At 39.1% G+C, this 19,900-nt stretch carries 21 protein-coding genes and 1 pseudogene; 8 read left to right on the forward strand and 14 right to left on the reverse strand.

All coding sequences use genetic code 11. The features are described 5' to 3' along the window. The 4 genes and pseudogenes from Q0192_RS15980 to Q0192_RS15995 all read right to left on the reverse strand — a co-directional run. Positions 1–311 (reverse strand): annotated as a pseudogene (locus Q0192_RS15980) (ABC transporter permease); the annotation flags it as partial. Further along, a complete protein-coding gene (locus Q0192_RS15985; RefSeq protein ID WP_299290955.1) occupies positions 308–1,960 on the reverse strand; it encodes an AAA family ATPase in 1,653 nt (550 codons plus the stop codon). The gene Q0192_RS15985 and the pseudogene Q0192_RS15980, both read right to left, overlap by 4 nt. A gap of 8 nt (positions 1,961–1,968) precedes the next feature. Next, on the reverse strand, positions 1,969–3,120 hold the full coding sequence (locus Q0192_RS15990; protein ID WP_299290957.1) for a BT_3928 family protein: 1,152 nt from the start codon (positions 3,118–3,120) through the stop codon (positions 1,969–1,971). Then, the gene (locus Q0192_RS15995; RefSeq protein ID WP_299290996.1) at positions 3,117–3,659 is read right to left on the reverse strand and encodes a DUF1599 domain-containing protein; all 543 of its coding nucleotides are present in this window, start codon (positions 3,657–3,659) and stop codon (positions 3,117–3,119) included. Before Q0192_RS15995 ends, Q0192_RS15990 begins: the two co-directional genes overlap by 4 nt. A gap of 66 nt (positions 3,660–3,725) precedes the next feature. On the opposite strand from Q0192_RS15995, the gene folP reads away from it, so the two are divergent. From folP to Q0192_RS16010, 3 genes are all read left to right on the forward strand, one after another. Continuing rightward, positions 3,726–4,595 carry a dihydropteroate synthase gene (folP, locus tag Q0192_RS16000; protein ID WP_299290959.1) on the forward strand — a complete coding sequence of 290 codons (870 nt, stop codon included), beginning with the start codon at positions 3,726–3,728 and terminating at the stop codon, positions 4,593–4,595. Positions 4,596–4,704: 109 nt separating this feature from the next. Next, positions 4,705–5,073: a BlaI/MecI/CopY family transcriptional regulator gene (locus Q0192_RS16005; RefSeq protein WP_299290961.1), complete on the forward strand. Its 369-nt coding sequence runs from the start codon at positions 4,705–4,707 to the stop codon at positions 5,071–5,073. After that, positions 5,070–7,286 (forward strand): M56 family metallopeptidase, encoded by a 2,217-nt coding sequence (locus Q0192_RS16010; RefSeq protein WP_299290963.1) that lies wholly within the window; start codon positions 5,070–5,072, stop codon positions 7,284–7,286. Before Q0192_RS16005 ends, Q0192_RS16010 begins: the two co-directional genes overlap by 4 nt. Before the next feature lie 212 nt (positions 7,287–7,498). On the opposite strand, the gene Q0192_RS16015 is transcribed toward Q0192_RS16010, so the two are convergent. Then, positions 7,499–8,137, reverse strand: coding sequence for an NAD(P)H-binding protein (locus Q0192_RS16015; protein ID WP_299290965.1), 639 nt, complete (start codon positions 8,135–8,137; stop codon positions 7,499–7,501). A gap of 193 nt (positions 8,138–8,330) precedes the next feature. Next, positions 8,331–9,668 carry a rhodanese-like domain-containing protein gene (locus Q0192_RS16020; RefSeq protein ID WP_299290967.1) on the reverse strand — a complete coding sequence of 446 codons (1,338 nt, stop codon included), beginning with the start codon at positions 9,666–9,668 and terminating at the stop codon, positions 8,331–8,333. A gap of 200 nt (positions 9,669–9,868) precedes the next feature. Here Q0192_RS16020 and Q0192_RS16025 point away from each other — a divergent pair, with 200 nt between their 5' ends. Further along, positions 9,869–10,528 carry a DUF2927 domain-containing protein gene (locus Q0192_RS16025; protein WP_299290969.1) on the forward strand — a complete coding sequence of 220 codons (660 nt, stop codon included), beginning with the start codon at positions 9,869–9,871 and terminating at the stop codon, positions 10,526–10,528. 117 nt (positions 10,529–10,645) lie between these two features. Here Q0192_RS16025 and Q0192_RS16030 read toward each other — a convergent pair whose 3' ends face one another. The 3 genes from Q0192_RS16030 to Q0192_RS16040 form a co-directional block, all read right to left on the reverse strand. Further along, on the reverse strand, positions 10,646–11,584 hold the full coding sequence (locus Q0192_RS16030) for an MlaD family protein (protein ID WP_366518206.1): 939 nt from the start codon (positions 11,582–11,584) through the stop codon (positions 10,646–10,648). 75 nt (positions 11,585–11,659) lie between these two features. Beyond that, entirely contained in the window at positions 11,660–12,433 is a 774-nt protein-coding gene (locus Q0192_RS16035; protein WP_299290973.1) for an ATP-binding cassette domain-containing protein, read from the reverse strand. 11 nt (positions 12,434–12,444) lie between these two features. Then, positions 12,445–13,260, reverse strand: a complete 816-nt coding sequence (locus Q0192_RS16040) for an ABC transporter permease (RefSeq protein ID WP_299290975.1) — start codon at positions 13,258–13,260, stop codon at positions 12,445–12,447. A 336-nt stretch (positions 13,261–13,596) separates the two neighbouring features. Between Q0192_RS16040 and Q0192_RS16045 the strand changes: the two genes are divergently transcribed. Beyond that, positions 13,597–13,932, forward strand: coding sequence for a YtxH domain-containing protein (locus Q0192_RS16045; protein WP_299290976.1), 336 nt, complete (start codon positions 13,597–13,599; stop codon positions 13,930–13,932). 80 nt (positions 13,933–14,012) lie between these two features. Here the strand turns inward: Q0192_RS16045 and cysM are convergent, their stop codons facing one another. Further along, positions 14,013–14,885 carry a cysteine synthase CysM gene (gene cysM, locus Q0192_RS16050; RefSeq protein WP_299290977.1) on the reverse strand — a complete coding sequence of 291 codons (873 nt, stop codon included), beginning with the start codon at positions 14,883–14,885 and terminating at the stop codon, positions 14,013–14,015. An 18-nt stretch (positions 14,886–14,903) separates the two neighbouring features. Next, positions 14,904–15,710 carry a serine O-acetyltransferase EpsC gene (gene epsC, locus Q0192_RS16055; RefSeq protein WP_299290979.1) on the reverse strand — a complete coding sequence of 269 codons (807 nt, stop codon included), beginning with the start codon at positions 15,708–15,710 and terminating at the stop codon, positions 14,904–14,906. 170 nt (positions 15,711–15,880) lie between these two features. Here epsC and Q0192_RS16060 point away from each other — a divergent pair, with 170 nt between their 5' ends. Beyond that, complete coding sequence (locus Q0192_RS16060) at positions 15,881–16,192, forward strand: hypothetical protein (RefSeq protein ID WP_299290981.1); 312 nt, start codon at positions 15,881–15,883, stop codon at positions 16,190–16,192. On the opposite strand, the gene kdsB is transcribed toward Q0192_RS16060, so the two are convergent. The 3 genes from kdsB to trpS form a co-directional block, all read right to left on the reverse strand. Then, positions 16,189–16,935 (reverse strand): 3-deoxy-manno-octulosonate cytidylyltransferase, encoded by a 747-nt coding sequence (gene kdsB, locus Q0192_RS16065; protein ID WP_299290983.1) that lies wholly within the window; start codon positions 16,933–16,935, stop codon positions 16,189–16,191. The two genes, Q0192_RS16060 and kdsB, sit on opposite strands and share 4 nt — an antisense overlap. Before the next feature lie 206 nt (positions 16,936–17,141). Continuing rightward, positions 17,142–17,756: a deoxynucleoside kinase gene (locus Q0192_RS16070; protein WP_299290985.1), complete on the reverse strand. Its 615-nt coding sequence runs from the start codon at positions 17,754–17,756 to the stop codon at positions 17,142–17,144. Positions 17,757–17,855: 99 nt separating this feature from the next. Next, entirely contained in the window at positions 17,856–18,851 is a 996-nt protein-coding gene (gene trpS, locus Q0192_RS16075) for a tryptophan--tRNA ligase (RefSeq protein ID WP_299290987.1), read from the reverse strand. A gap of 39 nt (positions 18,852–18,890) precedes the next feature. Between trpS and Q0192_RS16080 the strand changes: the two genes are divergently transcribed. After that, positions 18,891–19,646 carry a lysophospholipid acyltransferase family protein gene (locus tag Q0192_RS16080; protein WP_299290990.1) on the forward strand — a complete coding sequence of 252 codons (756 nt, stop codon included), beginning with the start codon at positions 18,891–18,893 and terminating at the stop codon, positions 19,644–19,646. Next, positions 19,618–19,900, forward strand: a 283-nt coding sequence (gatC, locus tag Q0192_RS16085) for an Asp-tRNA(Asn)/Glu-tRNA(Gln) amidotransferase subunit GatC (protein WP_299290992.1), incomplete at its 3' end; no start/stop codon positions are given. The genes Q0192_RS16080 and gatC, both read left to right, overlap by 29 nt.

A 19,900-nucleotide genomic window follows, 5' to 3' on the forward strand; every position in this document is an offset into this window, starting at 1 on the left:
AGTGCGATGACTTTGTTTTTTCCGAAAGAAAACAATTTGATGTAACCGTATTTCTGCTGTTCTTCTTTCGAGTTTTCATGAAAACCAACAGGCGAAAGATCATTGAAATAATAAGCAAACTGAACAGGAATGGGTTTATCCAAACCAAATTCTTTGCGTACGGCTTCTAAAGATTGCACATCGCTCCTTTGTCCTTGTGTCATTCGTGCCGGATCAGCAGGCAAAACATTAAACAGAAAAAAAACCACCACAATTACGCCCAGCATCACGGCAAAACCGTACAATAATTTGCGGAGGAGGTAGGCTATCATTTGGTTAAAACTTCTTCAATTTTAGTTTTAAACCAATTGGTTTTGGCAAGATCGGAAGGGTTTAAATTTTGCCGTTCCCGGATTTGTTTCCCGTAATCTTTCGCTGGAAACACTTTATAAAAAGTTTCAAAATCGGCACTTTCAATCATCTGAAGAACATTTTGATCATTGAATCTGAAAGCTTTTAATTTTTTTTCATTTTCTTTTTCTCTGTAAAAAGGATAACCATCCCTTGCCCTTGGAAACCTGATCAGAATTTGAGATTTAATTGATTCTTTCTCTTTTGCAATAGCTTCTAAATAAGCTTCTTTTGAAAAATCTTTACCAACGGTTTTATAATGTTCTTCTAAATTATCCGGATGATAGAAATAGTTTTCAATCGAATAATAATTTAAAATATACAAGTTGTTATACTGGTGCAGCAGATCAATCCTTTCTTCATCAGTTAAATAATCCCTATCAATTAAACCGTCATAAGCAGAACTATTTTTAGCTTTATGAAAAACATCAGCCTTGTCTTTTCCAACAAAAAAAACTGTGTTTTCTAATTTTAAGTTGTTATATCGGGAAGTATCTGTGTTTTCTGAAAAGATAATCCTTTTGCCTTCAAAAACTTTTGATAGAAACTCTTTGCTTACCGCAATTTCAAAAACATCAAAGTTCTTTTTGGGTGAAGGCGTGATGATTTGCGGAACATCAAAGTTTAGATTATCAAAATCAATAATGGCCGCATGTTCCGCTTCATTTGCATATTCAATGAAACCTAAAGAGTGACTGGCCGTCCATAATTGGCAATTTTCCGGAATCCAATTTTCGCTAATTTCTTTTAATAAGTTTTTTTGAAGCTGGGTGTTGAGGTGAAGATCAATTTCATCTAAAAAGTAAATTGTATCTTGGAAATATTCTTTTCTTGTTAGAAGGTTTAGTAAAATGTTAAAAATTTCTTTTTCACCACTACTTAGTAAATTATAAGGAATTGTTGAAGTTCCTTTTTTAAATAATATTTCAGCAGTGTTTCCTTCTAAAGGAGGTTTAAACGAAGTTAATTCAACCTTTGTGTTAACTTGGACTCCAAAAATATTTATAAAAGCTTTGTTTATAGGATTAATATAACTTTCAATAATTTGCTCTGTTGAATAATTACCTTTAAAAACATCTGTTAAAATTGAAGAAGCTACTTTTTCAATGTCATTTTCAAATCTGTCGTCGCGATCAATAAAAGTGTCAGGACGGTCTCGGTCATTTTCAAAAGATAAATTTCCTTGTCCTAAAGCTGTACGTGTTAGTTTTGTAATCTGTCTATTGCTTGTTCTTCCGTAAAAAGTATTGTAAGGAAATTGACCAACTTGTGATACCGATCTGCTATTTGAAAAAATTAAATCATAATCAAAAAATATATTAATGTAGTAATTTTCAAATTTATTCTTTTCATAATATCCATTAGGTGGTTTTGGGTTTGTAGGTTCGATATAAACATCATGTCTTATAACTTTATTAGCAAACTCAAACGCATCAAACACAGAAGACTTCCCAGAACCATTTGTCCCAATCAATAACACCAATTTTGCCGGTTTAACCAAAGATGTTAAATCAATCGTCAAATTATCAAAACGTTTAAAATTCTTTAATTCCAGTTTCGTAATCTTCATAAATAAAGTTACTGTTTACCAATATACTTATCCACCAACTCCTCATATTTCGGCAAATTGTGATAATGCCATTTTCCAATAACCGTTCCGTTTTTCATCAACAAAATACCGGGATTTGCACGAACTATCGTTTTTAACGGAACGCCATCTGCATAAAAAACTTCCATAAACAACTTGTGTTTTTTGCTAAAAGCTTCAGCATCTTGTGCAGAATTAGAAGTAAGTAAAACTGTGCGAACGTTAAAGTTTTGTGTGAGATTTAAAGATAAAGCATTGATTTTATTAATTGCATCGCCGTTGGTTTCATTCAGATTATAAGCTACCACAATCAAATTATAAAACGGATTTTGCAGCAATTCTTTGGTGTAATCGTTTCCCTGCGCATCGCTGATATTCAAATCTTTGATCTTCGCCTCAAAACCTTTTTTAATTAAAACGCTGCTTGGTTCGCCTACAATTTCCCAGTTGTTGTCTTTCCAAATCCCCGATTTTAAATATTCTTTATTGGTGATGCTTCTTTTATCGCCTGTTTTTTTGTTATGAAGATTGTAGGTAATTTCGTATTCGTCCGGAACGGCATTTGCCGGGATTTTCATTTCTTCCGGCAAATTGGCGCCAACTTTATAAGGCAGAAAATCAATCAGTGGCAAAAAATTGTAGGTGTAAATGCCCACGCCAAACGAAAAAATAGTGGCTAAAAGAAGCATTCCATTTTCTGTTTTTTTGTTGAACAAAGGCTGAATAAAATTTCGATTTAAAAAGATAAAAACAATCAGCAGCAGCAAAACCAAATCTTTGCCAAACGATTGCCAAGGCGTAAGCGGAATGGCATCACCAAAACAACCGCAACTTTGAACGACTTTAAACGCAGCAGAATAAAAAGTGAGGAACGTAAAGAAAATGATGAGCAAAAGCAATCCCCAAGCCACTTGTTTTCCGCGTGCGCCAATTAACAAGGCAAAACCGAAAAGCATTTCCAGCGCACATAAAAAAATGGCCAAAGCAAGCGCCAGCCCGTTTAAAAAAGTGAGGTGGAAAACTTCAAAATACTCTACCAATTTGTACGAAAAACCCAACGGGTCGTTTGCTTTGATCAATCCCGAAAAAATAAACAGCAGGCCGACAGCAACTCGGCAAAACCACACTAAATTCTTTCTCATTTCAATCCTAATTTTATCAGGGCAAAAACAGCATAGTTCAGCATATCCTGGTAATTGGCTTTTACGCCTTCAGAAGCTAAAGTTTTTCCGGCGTTATCTTCAATCTGTTTTACACGCAGCAGTTTCATCAAAATCAAATCGGTTAACGAACTGATACGCATATCGCGCCAGGCTTCGCCGTAATCGTGGTTTTTGTCCAGCATCAGTTCGTACGTTTCCCTAATTTTTTGGTCATAAAAGAAGCATGCATCTTCCATATCCATTTCCAGTGGCGTTTCCGTTTCAAGTTCCAACTGCAAAATGCCCATCACACAATAGTTCACAATGCCAATGTATTCGCCGGTAATCCCGTCGCCAACTTTATTGATTCCGGTTTCTTCTAAAGTTCTGATTCTTTGGGCTTTGATAAAAATCTGATCGGTAATAGAAGCAGGGCGCAGGATGCGCCAGGCCGTGCCGTAATCTTTTGTTTTTTTGATAAACAAGTCTCTGCAAACTTGGATTATAGCTTGATATTCGGCTTCTGTACGGTTCAAAATAGCGGGGTTCAATTTAAATTCGATATTTGTTTAACGGAACGGCCTATTAAAATTGCCGTTTTTAAGATGGCTAAAGATACATTTTTTCAGAAAAAGACGACGGTTAATGCGGGCGGCAAACTGATTGATCTGGGCACGCCAAAAGTGATGGGCATCATCAACGTTACGCCGGATTCTTTTTTTGCTGGAAGCCGGAAGCAGGGCACCAGCGATGCTGTTTTTATGGCAGAAAAAATGGTGAACGAAGGCGCGGGTTTCCTGGATATTGGTGCTTATTCTTCCCGGCCAGGCGCTGCGGATATTGCTGCAGAGGAAGAAACAGAACGTTTATTGCCTGTGGTTGAAGCGGTTGTAAAAGCTTTTCCGGAAGCGGTTTTATCGGTTGATACTTTTCGGTCAGCAGTTGCAGAAGTTGCGATAAAAGCCGGTGCGCATTTAATCAATGATATTTCTGGCGGAGAATTAGACGAACAAATGTTTGCCACCGTTGCCCGTTTGCAGGTTCCGTACATTTTGATGCACATGAAAGGGACACCGCAAAACATGCAGGAACAGGCGCAATACGAAGATGTTTTTGGCGAAGTGTTTGATTATTTTGCAGCGAAAGTTTACCGGCTGAAGCAATTGCACGTACACGATGTTATTTTGGATCCGGGTTTTGGTTTTGCCAAAACACGCGAACAAAGCTTTCAACTGTTGCAGCAAATGCAAGGTTTTGAGTTGCTGAATCTTCCCGTTTTGGCCGGCATTTCCCGCAAAAAAATGATTTACAAAACTTTGGGCGGAACAGCAGAAACCGCGCTGAACGGAACCACGGTTTTAAACACGATGGCTTTGCTAAATGGTGCTTCGATTTTAAGGGTTCATGATGTGAAGGAAGCGGTGGAAGCGGTGAGGTTGTTTTTGGCTTATCGGGGAAAGGAAGCTGACTGTTGAAGTTGGTTAAAATTACATTGTATTTTAACTAAATCTACGTTTCCTGAAAAATAAGTTATAAAACGTAGAAATAAGTTGTATAACTGAAAGATAAGTTATAATTTTGGTTATGGAAGAATTAACCAAAACCGAAGAACGCGTAATGCAAATTTTATGGCAGTTGAAAAAGTGTTTTGTAAAAGACATTATTGATGCCCTGCCTGATGACCCGAAACCACCTTACAATACCATTTCCTCAGTGGTGCGTTTGCTCGAAAAAAAAGGTTATGTAGGTTTTAAAGCTTACGGTAAAACCTACGAGTATTTCCCGATTATTTCTAAAACCGAGTACCGGAAAAGTTCTTTTAAAAAGCTTTTCTCCGGGTACTTTGACAATTCTGCAGAAAGCCTTTTTTCATTTATTGTAAAAGAAGGACAATTAAGCGAGGAGGATTTAAACAAGGTTAAAGCAATCATCAATCAAAACAAAGGGCTATGAACTTTCTAATTTATCTGTTTCAAGTATCGGCTTGTACGGCCATCTTTTATCTGTTCTATTATTTGTTTTTAAGCAAACTTACTTTTTTTGTATTAAACCGATGGTATTTATTGGGCAGTATCTTTTTAAGTTTTGTTATTCCGTCAGTCCGCATTTCTGTTGATCCGCAAGTACAGCAAATGCCTGTAATGCAGCAAATAGTTTATGTAAACACATTGCAATCCGCATCTTCGGATTTACCAAATATTCAAATTCCTGTTGCAACAGAAAATCCAATGGATTGGATGTTGTTATTAAAAACCAGTTATCTTTCAATTGTATCAGTGCTTGCTATTCATTTGATTGTTACTTTGATCATCTTGTTTAAAAGGCTTTCTGCCAAAAAAATTACCAAAGTTGGAACTGTGAATATTCTATACAATCAGCCTAAACTGCCTAACGGTTCTTTTTTTAATTATATTTTTTTAAACGATCAGGAATTATCTGCTGATGAACGGCAACAAATTATCGCACACGAAATGTTGCATGTTAAATTGCATCATTCTATTGATCGGATGGTTGTAAAAATTGCACAGATTATCTTATGGTTTAACCCGTTCATCTACTTCTTTTCAAAATCCATAGAAGAAAACCATGAGTTTGAAGTGGACCGTGCAATGGCTAATTCAACGGATAAAAGTATGTATGCCGATTTGCTTTTGCATTTATCAGTAGCCGGGCAAGGTATGCTCTATCACAACTTCAGTAAAATACCACTTAAAAAGCGCATTACAATGTTATTTAATAAACCTTCAGCAAAAATGAGAAAAGTAATTTATGGACTTATCGTACCGGTGATATTGGTAAGTTGTCTGGCTTTTGCACAGCTAAAAAGTAGTAGTCAGGATAAAGAATATAGTGTTATTGACGGCGTGGAAAAACTGGGTAAAAATCCGCTGGTTTTGATTGACGGTAAAGTCTATGGGAAGGAAGTTTTGTATAAAATAGGAAACTCCTGTATTAAAAGTATGGGAATATGGAGCCCTGATCTTACCATAAAAAAGCATGGTATATTAATTAAAGACGGATTTGTAGAAATTACTACCAAAAATGGTAAAGTTAGTTATATAACGCCTTTAGAAAAGGAAAACTTGATCAAAGAAAGAAATGTACCCAAAAATCAATTTTATACTCGTTTGAGATTGAAAGATGGAAAAGGAGGGTTTTTTGATAAAATAATTGTGCAAATGCAGGAGCCATACGGACGTAGTGCAACAAAGAACATAAGTGTTAATGGCAAAGCTGTTTTTTTAATTGATAATAAGCTTTATACTGAGAATCAGATTGAAAGATTATCAACTTCATTTATCAAAACATTAGAATTAAAAGGTGTTTGGTTTGGCACGAAATACAGTTTACCTACTAATGTAAGGAAGTTTGATGCTTTATTTACTTTCAACACTAAAAAAGATTCTGATATTGTAAAAGATCGCCAAAAAGTTAAACGCACACCAGAAGAAATAAAAGGAGAAGCAGCCTTTAAAGCTTACCGCCAAACAGATGAATTTAAACAGAAAGAGAAGCTTGCAAAGGATATTACCGGGAAAACCATAACTGTAAAAATTAAAGACACTATAAACAGAGATGCCAGAAAAAATTCAGATATGTTTATTTCTAATAATGGTAAAGTAAGAGGTTTTTTAGTTGTTTACAACGGTAATGAATACTTTATACCGACAAAGTATGGTCAGGAAAAGCAACTAAACAATTTACTTAAAGTAGGAGACGAAATTACCTTAAAAGTTTTTGGAAGTACTTTTGGAAAAAATACAGTAATTATCATTCAACCTGCTTCTATTTATAAAAATAACGTGAAAATATTCCAATTAGCCGAAGCAGAAAAAATACCAGATTATCCTTTTTTGTATGAAAGAAACAAAGTGCGTTTTGCAGACGGACAAATAACACATATCCAAAAGTATCCCAACGGAAAATGGAAAAGTGCAAGATTGGAAATTGTAAATGGCTATCAGTTTACTTTAAACTTTAAACCAACTGCGCCCAACTTTGACCAGATTGAAGATAGCGACCATGTGCGTTTGCGTTTTGTACACGAAGTTAAAACCGGCGCTAAAACTTATCAGATAAACGATTGGGTTACGCTTAGTACAGATATTAAAGATTACGGCATTAAAAACCCTGATTTTTTCTATAAGTTCTATACGCCCATTTAAAATTGATGATGCTTCTTTTATCGCCTAAAAATTAGTGGGCTTTTTAATTTTTAAATTGGCAACATGCACCATACTTTAGCAAAATTTTACTGCTAAAAGAAGTATATTTTATGGTGGATGTTTAAGAATACGTTAAAAGAGTTTCATAAAGAATAAGTATGAAATTTATAAAAAGGAAGCCAACCAATATCGGCTCCCTTTAAATTTATCAATTACAAACTCGCAACAAAAGGTACTTTCCTTAAATAATTAGTGTCCGAAATTTGCGCGGTCAGAAAATCGGCCAAATCACTTGTGCTGATTTTTTCGCCTTTACAATCTTGCAAGTTCACGGTAATTCCGCGCCGTTCTTCGGTTTGTTCAATCCAGGGCAATCTTACAAAAGTCCAATCGGTGTTGCTTTTGCTTAAAATTTCATAGGAGAGTTGCCTGTCTGCAACAGCCTCCGGAAATGTTTGCCGCATCCAATCGGTACTTGCCTGGTTTGCTTCACTTTTTTGATCTCCCGGAACATCAACATTTAAACCGGTCAACGAAATATAACGACGGATATGAAATTCATCCATCGCTTTTAAAATGTTTGTGGTAGCCAAACTGTGAACCAAAGGCTCGTCTTTTTTTGGCCCGATCGAGCTAATTACCACTTGACAATTGCTTAATAACAAGCGGGTTGTTTCGAAATCTTTGATATCCCCTTTTATTATTTCTAATAATGGATGTGTAATTAGAAAATTTTCCGGCTGCCTAATCAATGCTTTTACACTATATCCTTGTTGAAGTAATTCTTGCAAAATGTATTTTCCTGCTTTTCCGGTTGCACCAAGCAGGGCAACTTTTATCGGTTGGTTCATTGGTATCTCTTTATAAATTTTTTGAAAATAGTTCGTTATCCATCGTATTTTTTTCGGTTACGATGCACGCACATTATTGAATTTATGTGCTTAAAAGAAGTATTTTATAAAGAGAGTAGAATGCGCTAAAAATAGAAAATAATATTTGGAATGAAGGATAATTAAACTTGTTTTTCAAATATTCTTTGCCCAATCAAAACTCATTAACCGCATTTCCCAAATCATAAACCACTACATCGTTCGGAAGCTGGTTTTTTAAAATACTGCTTCCGGCTGCGCTGCGGTAACCGCCGGCGCAATGCACTACAATTGGTTTTTCCGTTGAAATTTCATCAATTCTTTCGCGTAGTTCTGGTAAAGGGATTTTTAAAGAACGCTCAAAGATTGGATGTTCTGCAACTTCATTTGGATTGCGGATATCAACAATTTGATAATCATCCATGTTGTTTTTAAATGCTTCAACATTGAGGAATGCTGTTTTTATCGCCCCAAAATTGGACACGAAAGCTGCTTTGATCAAAGTTTCATAGCCAATTTTTGCCGTCCGTTTGATCATTTCCTGTAAAACAATTTCATTTTCGGCCGTCAGATAAAATTCTTCACTTGGACTGATAATGCTGCCCAGCCAAGTTTCAAACTTTCCATTTTCCATTAAGTTGATGGAATTTGGCAAATGTCCAAGTTTAAATTGTGAAGCTGGCCTTGTATCTACAATGGTTATATTTTCTTTAAGATTGATCAAATCATCTGGATCCAATAATTGAATATTAGGTATAGATGAAGCCAAACTTGCTGCGCCTTTTTTATTCAGTTCTACATCAAAAGAAAAGTACCTGGGCACAAACGGTTGGTCTTCGATCAAAGCTTTTACAAATTGTTCTTCTGTCATTTTTTGTAACGACCAATTGCTTTGCTTTTCTGCATAAATGGTGCTGCTGTTGGCTTCGCTCAAAGCTTTTCCGCACAAGGTTCCGGCACCATGCGCAGGATAAACCAACACGTCATCAGCCAAAACCATCAATTTTTCACGTAACGAATGATACATCTGCGCCGCCAGTTCTTCGCGTTTGGCCATTACGTTTCCTGTATTTTCCCGCAAATCCGGCCGGCCGCAATCGCCGATAAACAAAGTATCGCCGGTAAAAACAGCATGGTCTTTTCCTTCATGTTCCAAAACTATGCTGATGCTATCGGGCGAATGGCCAGGCGTATTGATTGCTTTTAATTTGATCTTTCCAAATTCCAAGCTATCGCTATCATCAAAAGTTTGGTGCGGATAAGCGGCATCAACCAATTTGGAACAATAAATAGTTGCACCCAAATTTTGGTGCAGTTCTAAATGGCCGCTTACAAAATCTGCATGTGGATGTGTTTCAATCACGCCGATAATTTTTGATTTGTTTGCTTCTGCAAAAGCTACATATGGTGCAATGTCCCTGGCCGGATCAATTAGTACAATTTCACTTTCGCTTAATATCGCGTAAGCGTAGTGCGACAGGCTTTTATCTTCAAACTGTTCAATTTTCATCATTGGTTTTTGCAGATGCTTCTTTTATCGGTATAAATTTTAGCAGGCTGCCTGTTGTTGTTTTTCATGATCAGCAAAAATAGGTTTAAACATCAACTATTGCCTTGCCGGTACAATTTTAGGTGAGTGAAAAACTATTTTTGTTTATCTTTAATTATCCGGCAAATTCAATTAATATTGTTACTAATGAAACCTCAACCAAAATGAAAACTAAAATACTGCTTTTGTTCTGTTGCTTTTTATCGGTTGCAACTTTCGCCCAAAATAGATTGGACGCAACTTATAAGCAAAACTTTAAAACAGTTGCGCTTTCTAAAGACCAGGCTGGCAATTTGATCATCAAAAAGTGGGTGGTGCCAATCCGTTATAAAGTTTACACCGGAAAAGTAGCTTATTCTTCTACCGAAATTGATTCGATTTTCAGCCAGGTAAAAGCACTGACAAGTTTAGATATTGCTCCTGCAAAATCCAATGATGAAGTCAATTTTTCTGTTTTTCTCGGCAGCAAAAACGATTTTAATGCACAAATCCCTTCGGCTATTGCACAGTCTTTCAGCCAGCTTGGCGGCACTTATTACAAGTTTAACGGGAAAGGGGAAATTTACCAGGCCATTGATTTGATTACCATTCCCAATTTTTCAGATCAGCTTGCGGCCCGCAGCACCATCCGGAAAAGTATAATCAAGCTGTTCGGTTTTTTTACACCGTTGGAAAATAGCCCGAGCAGCGTTTTTTATTCGCAAAACAACAATGTGGTCAAGTTTGACAGTTATGATACTTTCCTGATCCGGTTGCTTTACGGCCCGCGTTTTACGCCCGGCATGACGGCGACGCAATTAGATGAAGTATTGGGGAAAATGTAGATTTTATGCCGATAAAAGAAGCATCAAGGTTTTTCAAAATTCAACAAAAAACCAAAAACGCCGAGCAACTTGCCTGGCGTTTTTGTTGATACCAAAATTTACCCTATAAAAGAAGCATTACTCGTTTGTAGTTGTTTTTGGTGTTGCGGTTGTGGCCGCAGCGGCTTCGGCTTTTTCTTTTTTCTTAAAAAATCCGCGAAGCAAAAAATTATGCTGCACGGCTTCCAAATCATCATTCAGTTTCTGTGAGCTTTGCTCCAAATTGCCCATCGTGGTTTTAACCTGGTTGGCCGTTTTGGCATCATTCAGCAACAAACCCATTGCGTTGTCTGTACTGTTTAATTTATTGCTTGCTTTGGTCAAGTTTTCGGTGATTGCAGAAGCGTTTCCGGCTGTTTTTTGCAATTGATTGGCCGTTGCCTGCAGTTTGTTAAATACACTGGTGTCTGTCATTACTTTATCTGCCAAACCGCCTTTGGTATTCAGTTTTGCTGCAAACACTCCTAACTGCCCGGCCAACTGCGCCGATGTGCGTGTTGTTTTTTGCAAATTGTTAACAATGGCGCGAAAGCTCATCGCCAAACTCGAATCGGCCAATAAGGCACCTGCAGTCCCTTTTCCTTTTACAATATCTGTACTTAACTTTTTAAAATTAGAAGTAATGCCGATCAGGTTTTCATTGTTCTGCTGAAAAGTTTTCATGATGTCATCGGTAGAAAGCTCTTTTTGCACTTGCAAAATATCGCCGTCTTCTATTTCCGGCATTTTGGGGTTTCCGCCAAAAAGCACAATGATTTTATTACCGATCAAACCATCAGAACTCAATTTTGCACTTGCATCTTTCCGGATGTATTGCTGTGCCGATTGCTCGATGCTCATGTTCACCTCAACTTGAGAGCGGCCATAAAACTTGATAGTTTTTACCGTGCCGATCTTCACGCCCGAAAACCAAACATTGTTGCCGGCTTTTAACCCGCCGATGTCGTTGAAAACAGCATTGATACGCAGCGATTTAACAAAGGATTTTTGCTGGCCGCCCAAGGTAAATATGCCCACGATAAAAATAACAAGGCCAAAAAATATAAATAAGCCTACCAATATGTTTCGTTTAGTTTCTGCTGTTTGCATAATTTATTGGATAAAATTGTAATTGTAAAATGTTTTCACGCGCTCGTCATCGGTATTAAAAACTTCTTCGAAAGTTCCGGTACGCTCAAATTTGCCATCAAGCAGCATGGCTACGCGGTCGCCGGTTTCTTTGGCACAAGTTAAATCGTGCGTAATGATGATGGAAGAAGTGTGGTAGTTTTTTTGCACTTCGTTTATCAAGTGGTTTATTTCGATGCAGGTAATTGGGTCGAGGCCGGCCGTAGGTTCATCATACAGCATAATTTCGGGTTTTAAAATCAAAGTACGTGCAATACCGATCCGTTTGCGCTGCCCGCCCGAAAGTTCGGAAGGCATTTGGTTGATGGTTTGCAGCAGGCCAACTGCATCCAGCACGGTTTCTACCTCTTTGTTTACTTCGGCTTTGGTTAGTTTTCGTTGGTTGCGCACCAGCGGAAATTCCAAATTGCCGCGCACCGTCATGCTATCGTACAAAGCACTGTTTTGAAAAGAAAAACCGATGCGCAAACGAAGCTGCTCCAATTCTTTTGAGTTCAGGCTGTTTACATCTTCGCCAAGTACGTTCACTGTTCCGGCATCCGGTTTTAGCAAGCCCGAAATAATTTTGATCAACACTGATTTTCCGGTCCCGGAACGTCCTAAAACCACCACGTTTTCGCCCTGGTAAACTTTCAGGTCTATGCCGCGCAGTACGTCATAATCGCCAAAAGATTTCTCCAAACCTTTTATGTCTATAACGGCTTTGCTTTTGTCAATGTCTGCTTTTTGCTTTTCCATTTCTTTTCGACTTAAACCCGGAAAAAGCCGGAAATCTGTACAATTACAATTTCTTCCACAAAAACCAAAAACATGCCCAAAACCACGGCCGAATTTGCGGCTTTGCCAACGCCTTCCGTGCCTTTTGACGAATTGAAGCCCTGATAGCAGCCCACCATCCCGATGGTAAAACCAAAAACGATGGATTTGATTAGCGAGGTATTAAAATCCAGAAAAGAAATAGGCTCAAACGCATCCTGGAAAAAAGCACTGATACTTGTCCCTTCGTTTTGGCTAACGTTTAAATAAGCGCCAATCATGGAAACGAAAGCCGTGTACATCACCAAAATCGGGATGCTGACGGTGGTGGCCAAAACCCGCATACAAACCAAAAACTTGAAAGGTTTGGTGGCCGATACTTCCATCGCATCAATCTGTTCGGTTACTTTCATGGAGGCCAGTTCGGCGCCAATGCTCGAACCTACTTTTCCGGCACCGATTAAAGCGGTAACCAAAGGCGCCAAAGCGCGGAAAATAGCAATGGAAACCAGCGAAGGCAACCAGGAAGTTGCGCCAAATTCTGACAAAGAAGGCCGCGATTGTTTGGTAAAAACGATGCCGGTGATAAAACCAGTTAGCGTAATCAAGGGAAACGAGCGGTAACCAACTTCGTAACACTGGCGGATAAACTCTTTAAACTCGTAAGGCGGCAAAAAAGCTTCTTTAAAAAAACGAAGTATAAAACGGTAAACGTTGTATATATCTTCAAAAAACACAGAAACACGTTGCCACAAACTTGGCTTTGCGGTTTCGGCTTCTTCTAATGTAGTGCTGTTGTCAAGCTTCATCAAGATGGTTAAAAAATTTTGGCTGCCCTTTTCGATTATACATTTAGCATAAGCTGCTTGTTATTAGCTAAAAGCTTAAACCTTAATTTGTTTTAAACAATAATGTTTGCCCAAATATAGAAAGAATTAAAGAAGTTAATCGTTTGATTAACCAATTAGACGTTTGCATGATAAAGCAATTTAACACTGTCGGGTTCGATGCTTCTTTTATCGGCAAAAATTTGGTGCCAGGTTTTGAAACATAAATAAAAGCGTGGTGTTGCACCTGTGTTTGAACTTTTTGGTGTGAAAATTGTTCATGACAACAAAAAATTACTTAACCTTAAAATTTAACTGATGAAAAGTGAATCAAAATTAATTGCCGGAATCTTGATCGGCGTGGCGGCCGGTGTATTGGCCGGAATTTTATTAGCGCCGCAAAGCGGAGAAGACACGCAAGAAGCCGTTGCCGATGCAGCTTCTGATTTTAGCGACAAATTCAAAGATAAATTTACAGATTTGGTAGATGAAGCTGAAGGTTTAAAAGAATCTTTGACCGATAAACTGTCTTCTAAACTGGATCATCTGATCAGCCTGGTTTCTTCCAAAACCGATGATGCCAAAGATTGGGCAGAAGATAAAGTAAGCGAAGCAAAGGATAAAGCTTCAGATTTGAAAAGCAAGTTGTCATAATTTTATCTGTATAAAAAAAGCATCCTACTAATGCAGGATGCTTTTTTTATGCCCTAAATTTTATGGTGGTAAAAGAAGCATCAGCCAAATAAATCACTGCTTAAATAGCGGTCGCCGCGGTCGCAGGCGATAAAAACAATCAGACCACTTTCTAATTCCTGCGCTATTTTTAGCGCTACGGTTAATGCGCCGCCGCTGCTCATCCCGGCAAAAATCCCTTCAGTTTTGGCCATTTTCCGGGTCATGGCCGTTGCATCAGCCTGGGAAACATCCACAATCCGGTCAACACGCTTGGCATCAAAAATTTCGGGCAGATAAGCCTCAGGCCAACGCCGGATGCCGGGGATAGAAGATTCTTCCGTAGGCTGGCAACCGATAATCTGCACATCCGGGTTTTGTTCTTTCAAAAACATCGAATTTCCCATGATGCTGCCGGTGGTGCCCATTGCGCTTACAAAATGCGTGATTTTACCGTTCGTATCGCGCCAAATTTCCGGTCCGGTAGTTTTATAATGTGCCAAATAATTATCCCGATTGGAAAACTGGTTCATCAAAAAATAATCGCCCTTTGCTGCTTTTTCTACGGCATAATCGCGGCATTTTTCAATCCCTTCCAGCAACGTAACTTTCGCGCCAAAAGCTTCCATCGTCAACACACGTTCTTTGGTGGAGTTGGAGGGAAGCACCAATTCAATTTCCAAATCAAACAAACGCGCAATCATGGCCAAAGCTATGCCGGTGTTGCCGCTGGTGGCTTCAATTAGTTTGGTTCCGGCTTTTATTTCGCCCCGTTCCAAAGCACTTTTAACCATGTTTAATGCAGCACGGTCTTTCACGCTTCCGCCCGGGTTGTTGCCTTCCAGCTTTGCAAAAACCTGAACATTTGGGTTTGAGTTGAGCCTGGTAATTTCAACCAAAGGCGTATTTCCGATCAGATCAATAATTCCGGCCATAATGCTTCTTTTATCGTATTAAATTGTGGTTTGTGCAACAGTAATGCTGGGTTTATGATAAACAACTGAACCCGGCGGAACACTTTTGGTAAGCCAAACATTGCCGCCAATAATGCTGTTTTTGCCGATAACGGTATCGCCGCCCAAAATTGTGGCGCCCGAGTAAATTACCACGCCATCTTCTATCGTTGGGTGCCGTTTTATATCGGCCATACTTTTATCCACACTTAAAGCGCCCAAAGTAACGCCCTGGTATAGTTTAATGTTGTTGCCCAAGATGCAAGTTTCGCCAATGACAATCCCAGTTCCATGGTCAATGTGCAAATATTCGCCAATAATGGCACCGGGATGGATGTCAATTCCTGTTCGAGCATGCACATATTCGGTTAAAATTCGCGGCAGCAAAGGTACATTCATTTGGAGCAGCGCATGGGCGATGCGGTAAAAAGAAACGGCCGTAAAACCCGGATAGCTGCGGATGACTTCAAAACGGCTCCGTGCTGCCGGGTCGTTGTTAAAAATGGCTTCGATATCGGTATTTAAAACGCGGTAAAGCTCCGGGATTCCATCAAAAAAAGCAGCCGCAATTTGCCGGTTATCGCAATCCTGGCAGGCACCCGTTGCTTCCATCATTTTAAAAAGCTGCTTTTCGGAAATAGCAAATGCTTCTTTTAGGGCATTAATATCGGTGAAAGTGCGTTCAGATTTTTCGGGGAACAGCAGGCCGATCAGTTGCAAAGCCCAATCGGCAATTTCTTGGTTGGAAGGGACAATATCCGTCCCTTGCCTTTGCTCAAATAAATGCTGGTAAAATTGCTGCTCCATTGATTGTCTTTTTTTTCGGAACAAGACCGAAAAATTTAACAACACAATTTTAGGGATTTGTATTGGTTTGGATTGTAAAAGTAAAGTTGAATTTTAGGTTTGATAAATAAAGCATTATTGTTAGTTTTAATTTCTGATTTATTTTGATATTTGGGCGAAACCTGAATTTTATGAAAGAACAACTGTTAAAAGAACTATCCCTGCTGCACGAAAAAGTGGCTGCCTTAAAAGTTTACGATGCCGAAAGCGCAAGACTGCTGCGCCATTACGCACAGGAATTTGAAGCCTTGTTAACTAAATTGCTGACTTTTAATTCTGAAAAATTTGCAGCTGTATCCGCTTCTTATCTCGATGTTTCGGCACAAAACGACAAGGTTTTAGATGTGCACGACGATACCGATAACAGCGGCGGGTTTTACAACAGTGTAGAAAACCTCAACAACAGTATCAACGATTCTATTGAAACTGTAAACGGGCTTTAATCAATTTTCGAATACTTTTTAAGGATATTTTCCAAATCGGCAGGTGTATCAATGGCCAAAGTTTCAATTTCGGTTTCGGCAACTTTAATACGGTAACCGTTTTCAATCCAACGCAATTGCTCTAAACTTTCGGCTTTTTCCAAAGTAGAAACAGGCAGTTTTGTAATTTGATGCAAAACGGCCGAGCGGTAACCATAAATACCGATGTGCTTGTAAAAAGTATGGTGTTGCAGCCAGTTTTGTATTTCCTGTCCTCGGATATGCGGAATGACGGAACGGGAAAAATAAATTGCTTCGGAAAGATTGTTTAAGACGACCTTTGGCGTGTTGGTATTTTGCAATTCTTCTTCCGTTTCAATTTTTTTTACCAGTGTGGCCAATGCTGTTTTTACATCGGTAAAAAGAGCAGCCACTTTGGTAATTTGTTCGGGGTTGATAAAAGGTTCGTCGCCCTGAATGTTAATCACCACATCAAACTCCGGCAAAGCGGCAGCAACTTCGGCACAACGGTCTGTTCCGCTTTGGTGTTGGGCTGAAGTCATGATCACTTTTCCGCCAAAAGCTTCCACGTGATTAAAAATTCGTTCATTATCCGTAGCAACGATCACTTCGCTTAAAGCCGAACATTTTTTGGCCTGCTCGTAAACGCGCTGCACCATGCTTTTTCCGTAAATATCAACCAAAGCCTTGGCCGGAAACCGGGTTGAAGCGTAGCGTGCAGGAATGATGCCGAGGATTTTCATTGGTTTGAGGTTTTGAGGTTTGGGGTGCGAGGTTTGAATAGTGTGTTAGCGTTTAAATTTGATTTTTTTAGGTAATTTAAAATGCTTCTTTTATCACTGTTTTTTCAGGATTGACCACTAATTTATCCCCATAAAAGAAGCACTTGATATTTTACCACTCGGCTTTTTACCTCAAACCCCACACCTCTAAACCTCATTCCTCTCTCCTAAAACAACCCGTTAATTTCTACTTCAATCTTATCAATCACCACAGCCAAATCTTCTGTTTTATTGGCAAAATCCAGTTTGTCTTTATCCAAAATCAACAGTTTGCCGCTTTTGTAATTTTTGATCCATTCCGAATATTTATCGTTCAGTTTCGACAGGTAATCCAAGCGGATGCCGCTTTCATATTCGCGGCCGCGGCGTTGGATATTGTTGACTAAAGTTGGAACGGAAGCTTTGAGGTAGATCAGCAAATCCGGTGGTTTGATAAAAGAAGTGATGTTGTCGAAAATTTTGCGGTAGTTTTCGTAATCGCGTTCGGTCATCAAATCCATATCGCGCAAATTGGCGGCAAAAATAAAAGCATCTTCATAAATCGTCCGGTCCTGGATGATGTTTGCTTTACTTTTCTGGATTTCCATAATTTGCTGGAAACGGCTGTTTAAAAAGAAGATTTGCAGGTTAAAACTCCAACGTTTCATGTCGCTGTAAAAATCTTCCAAATACGGATTGTTTTCTACCGATTCGTACTGTGGCTGCCAGCCGTAATTTTTAGCCAGCAACTCGGTCAAAGTAGTTTTTCCGGCTCCAATATTTCCAACAACGGCAATGTGCATTTGGTTAATGGTTTTTAGTTAATGGTTCATGGTAAAAGAATTGCGATTGGGTGTGATTTGGCCATGAACAATAAACTATTTTCCATGAACCTTTCTCAACTAAATCCGCTTAAACCCAATAATTTCCCGTACTTCTTTCAGCGTTTTTTGGGCACTTTCGCGGGCTTTTACTGCGCCAAAACGGTTAACCTGGCGTAAATAAGCTTCGTTTTTGGCGATGTCTTCAATCCGTTCGCGGATTGGCGTAGTGGCGACGATGATGTCTTCGGCCAATTGCTTTTTAAAATCGCCGTAACGGATTTGGCATTTGTTGTACAATTCTTCAAAATACGTTAAAGTATCTTCCGAAGAAACCACTTTCATCAAATCAAACAAATTTTGTATTTCGGTTGGTTTGGGTTGATTTTCTGCTGTTGGCCCGCTATCGGTAACGGCGCGCATTACTTTTTTGCGGATTGTTTCCGGCGAATCTGATAAAAAAACCGCATTTCCTTCGCCTTCAGATTTTCCCATTTTCCCTTTTCCATCCAAACCCGGGATTTTTACCAAATTCTCGCTAAAGTTGAAAGCATAAGGCTCGGGGAAATAATCTTGCTTGTACAAACGGTTAAAACGGTTGCCAAAAGTGCGTGCCATTTCCAAATGTTGTTCCTGGTCTTTCCCAACCGGGACTTTGGTGGCGCGGTGCATCAAAATATCGGCAGCCATCAAAACCGGATAAGTCAGCAAACCGGCATTTACATTTTCTGGTTGCGCCCGAATTTTATCCTTAAAAGAAGTACTGCGTTCCAATTCGCCCAAATAAGCGTTCATGTTCAAATACAAATACAGTTCGCTTACTTCCGGCACTTCAGATTGAATGTAGATCGTTGCTTTTTCCGGGTCAATTCCTGCCGCCAGGTATTCCACCAAAACCTGCCGCACGTTGCTATGCAAATCGGTTGGCGTTGGATGTGTAGTGAGCGAATGCAGATCGGCAATAAAGAAAAAGCAGTTGTATTCGTGCTGCATTTTCACGAAGTTTTGGATGGCGCCGTAATAATTACCCAAATGCAGTTTCCCGGTAGAGCGGATGCCGCTGACAACAGTTTCCATAGCTGGCGAAAGTAAGGAATTTTTATATTTTTGATGCTGATGAAATTGCTGTTCCGAAAGTGCCACACGTATCTTTATCTGTTTTGCGTGCTTCTTTTATATGCCTTTTTTCATCCTTTTTTTTATTATTTTTCCCGAAAAACAGAACGCTACCAAACGCTGAACAAGCTGCGCACGAAATGGGCAAAATGGAGTTCGGCAGTTTGCGGCATTTTTTACAGGTTTGAATTTGAAGCGGAAATAGACTGGAAAAAAACGTATGTGATTTGCCCGAACCATACTTCCAACCTCGATGTTTCTTGGGCAACTATCCTCGCCAAAAATAATTTTAGTTTTATGGGAAAGGAGGAGCTGCTGCAGAACCCAACCACTAAACTATTTTTTAAAACGATTGACATTACGGTAAAACGCGACAGTAATATTTCGGCTTTTCGGGCTTTTAAGCGTGCTTCCGAATATTTGAAAAACGGCATTACGATGATCATCTTCCCCGAAGGAAAAATTGCAGCTATTTATCCGCCAGCATTGCAGGAGTTTAAAAACGGCCCGTTCCGTTTGGCCATTGAGCAGCAGGTTCCGGTTATTCCGGTTACTTCTTTTACCACCTGGAAATTGTTGTGGGACGATGGTTTGAAATACGGCAGCCGACCGGGAACTTGCAAAATTTTTGTTCATAAACCGATAGAAACCGTAGGTTTGAAGTTGACGGATGCCGATGCTTTGCGCGAAAAAGTTTTCCAAATCATCCATCAAAAATTAAAGGATTATGAAGATAGACACCAACACGGTAGATAAAATTGCCAAACTGGCGAGATTAGAAATTGCGCCCGAAGAAAAGGAAAACGTGATCAAAGACCTCAGCAAAATTTTGTCTTTTATGGAGAAGTTGAACGAGCTGGACACCACCGGCGTGGAACCTTTGGTTTACCTTAGCCCCGGCGTAAACATCACCAGAAATGATGCGGTAAAAGAAGTAATCACGCACGAAGAAGCGTTGCAGAATGCACCCGACCACGATGCGGATTATTTTAAAATTCCGAAAGTGATTG

Source organism: uncultured Mucilaginibacter sp., from assembly GCF_937859865.1.
Taxonomy (GTDB): domain Bacteria; phylum Bacteroidota; class Bacteroidia; order Sphingobacteriales; family Sphingobacteriaceae; genus Mucilaginibacter_A.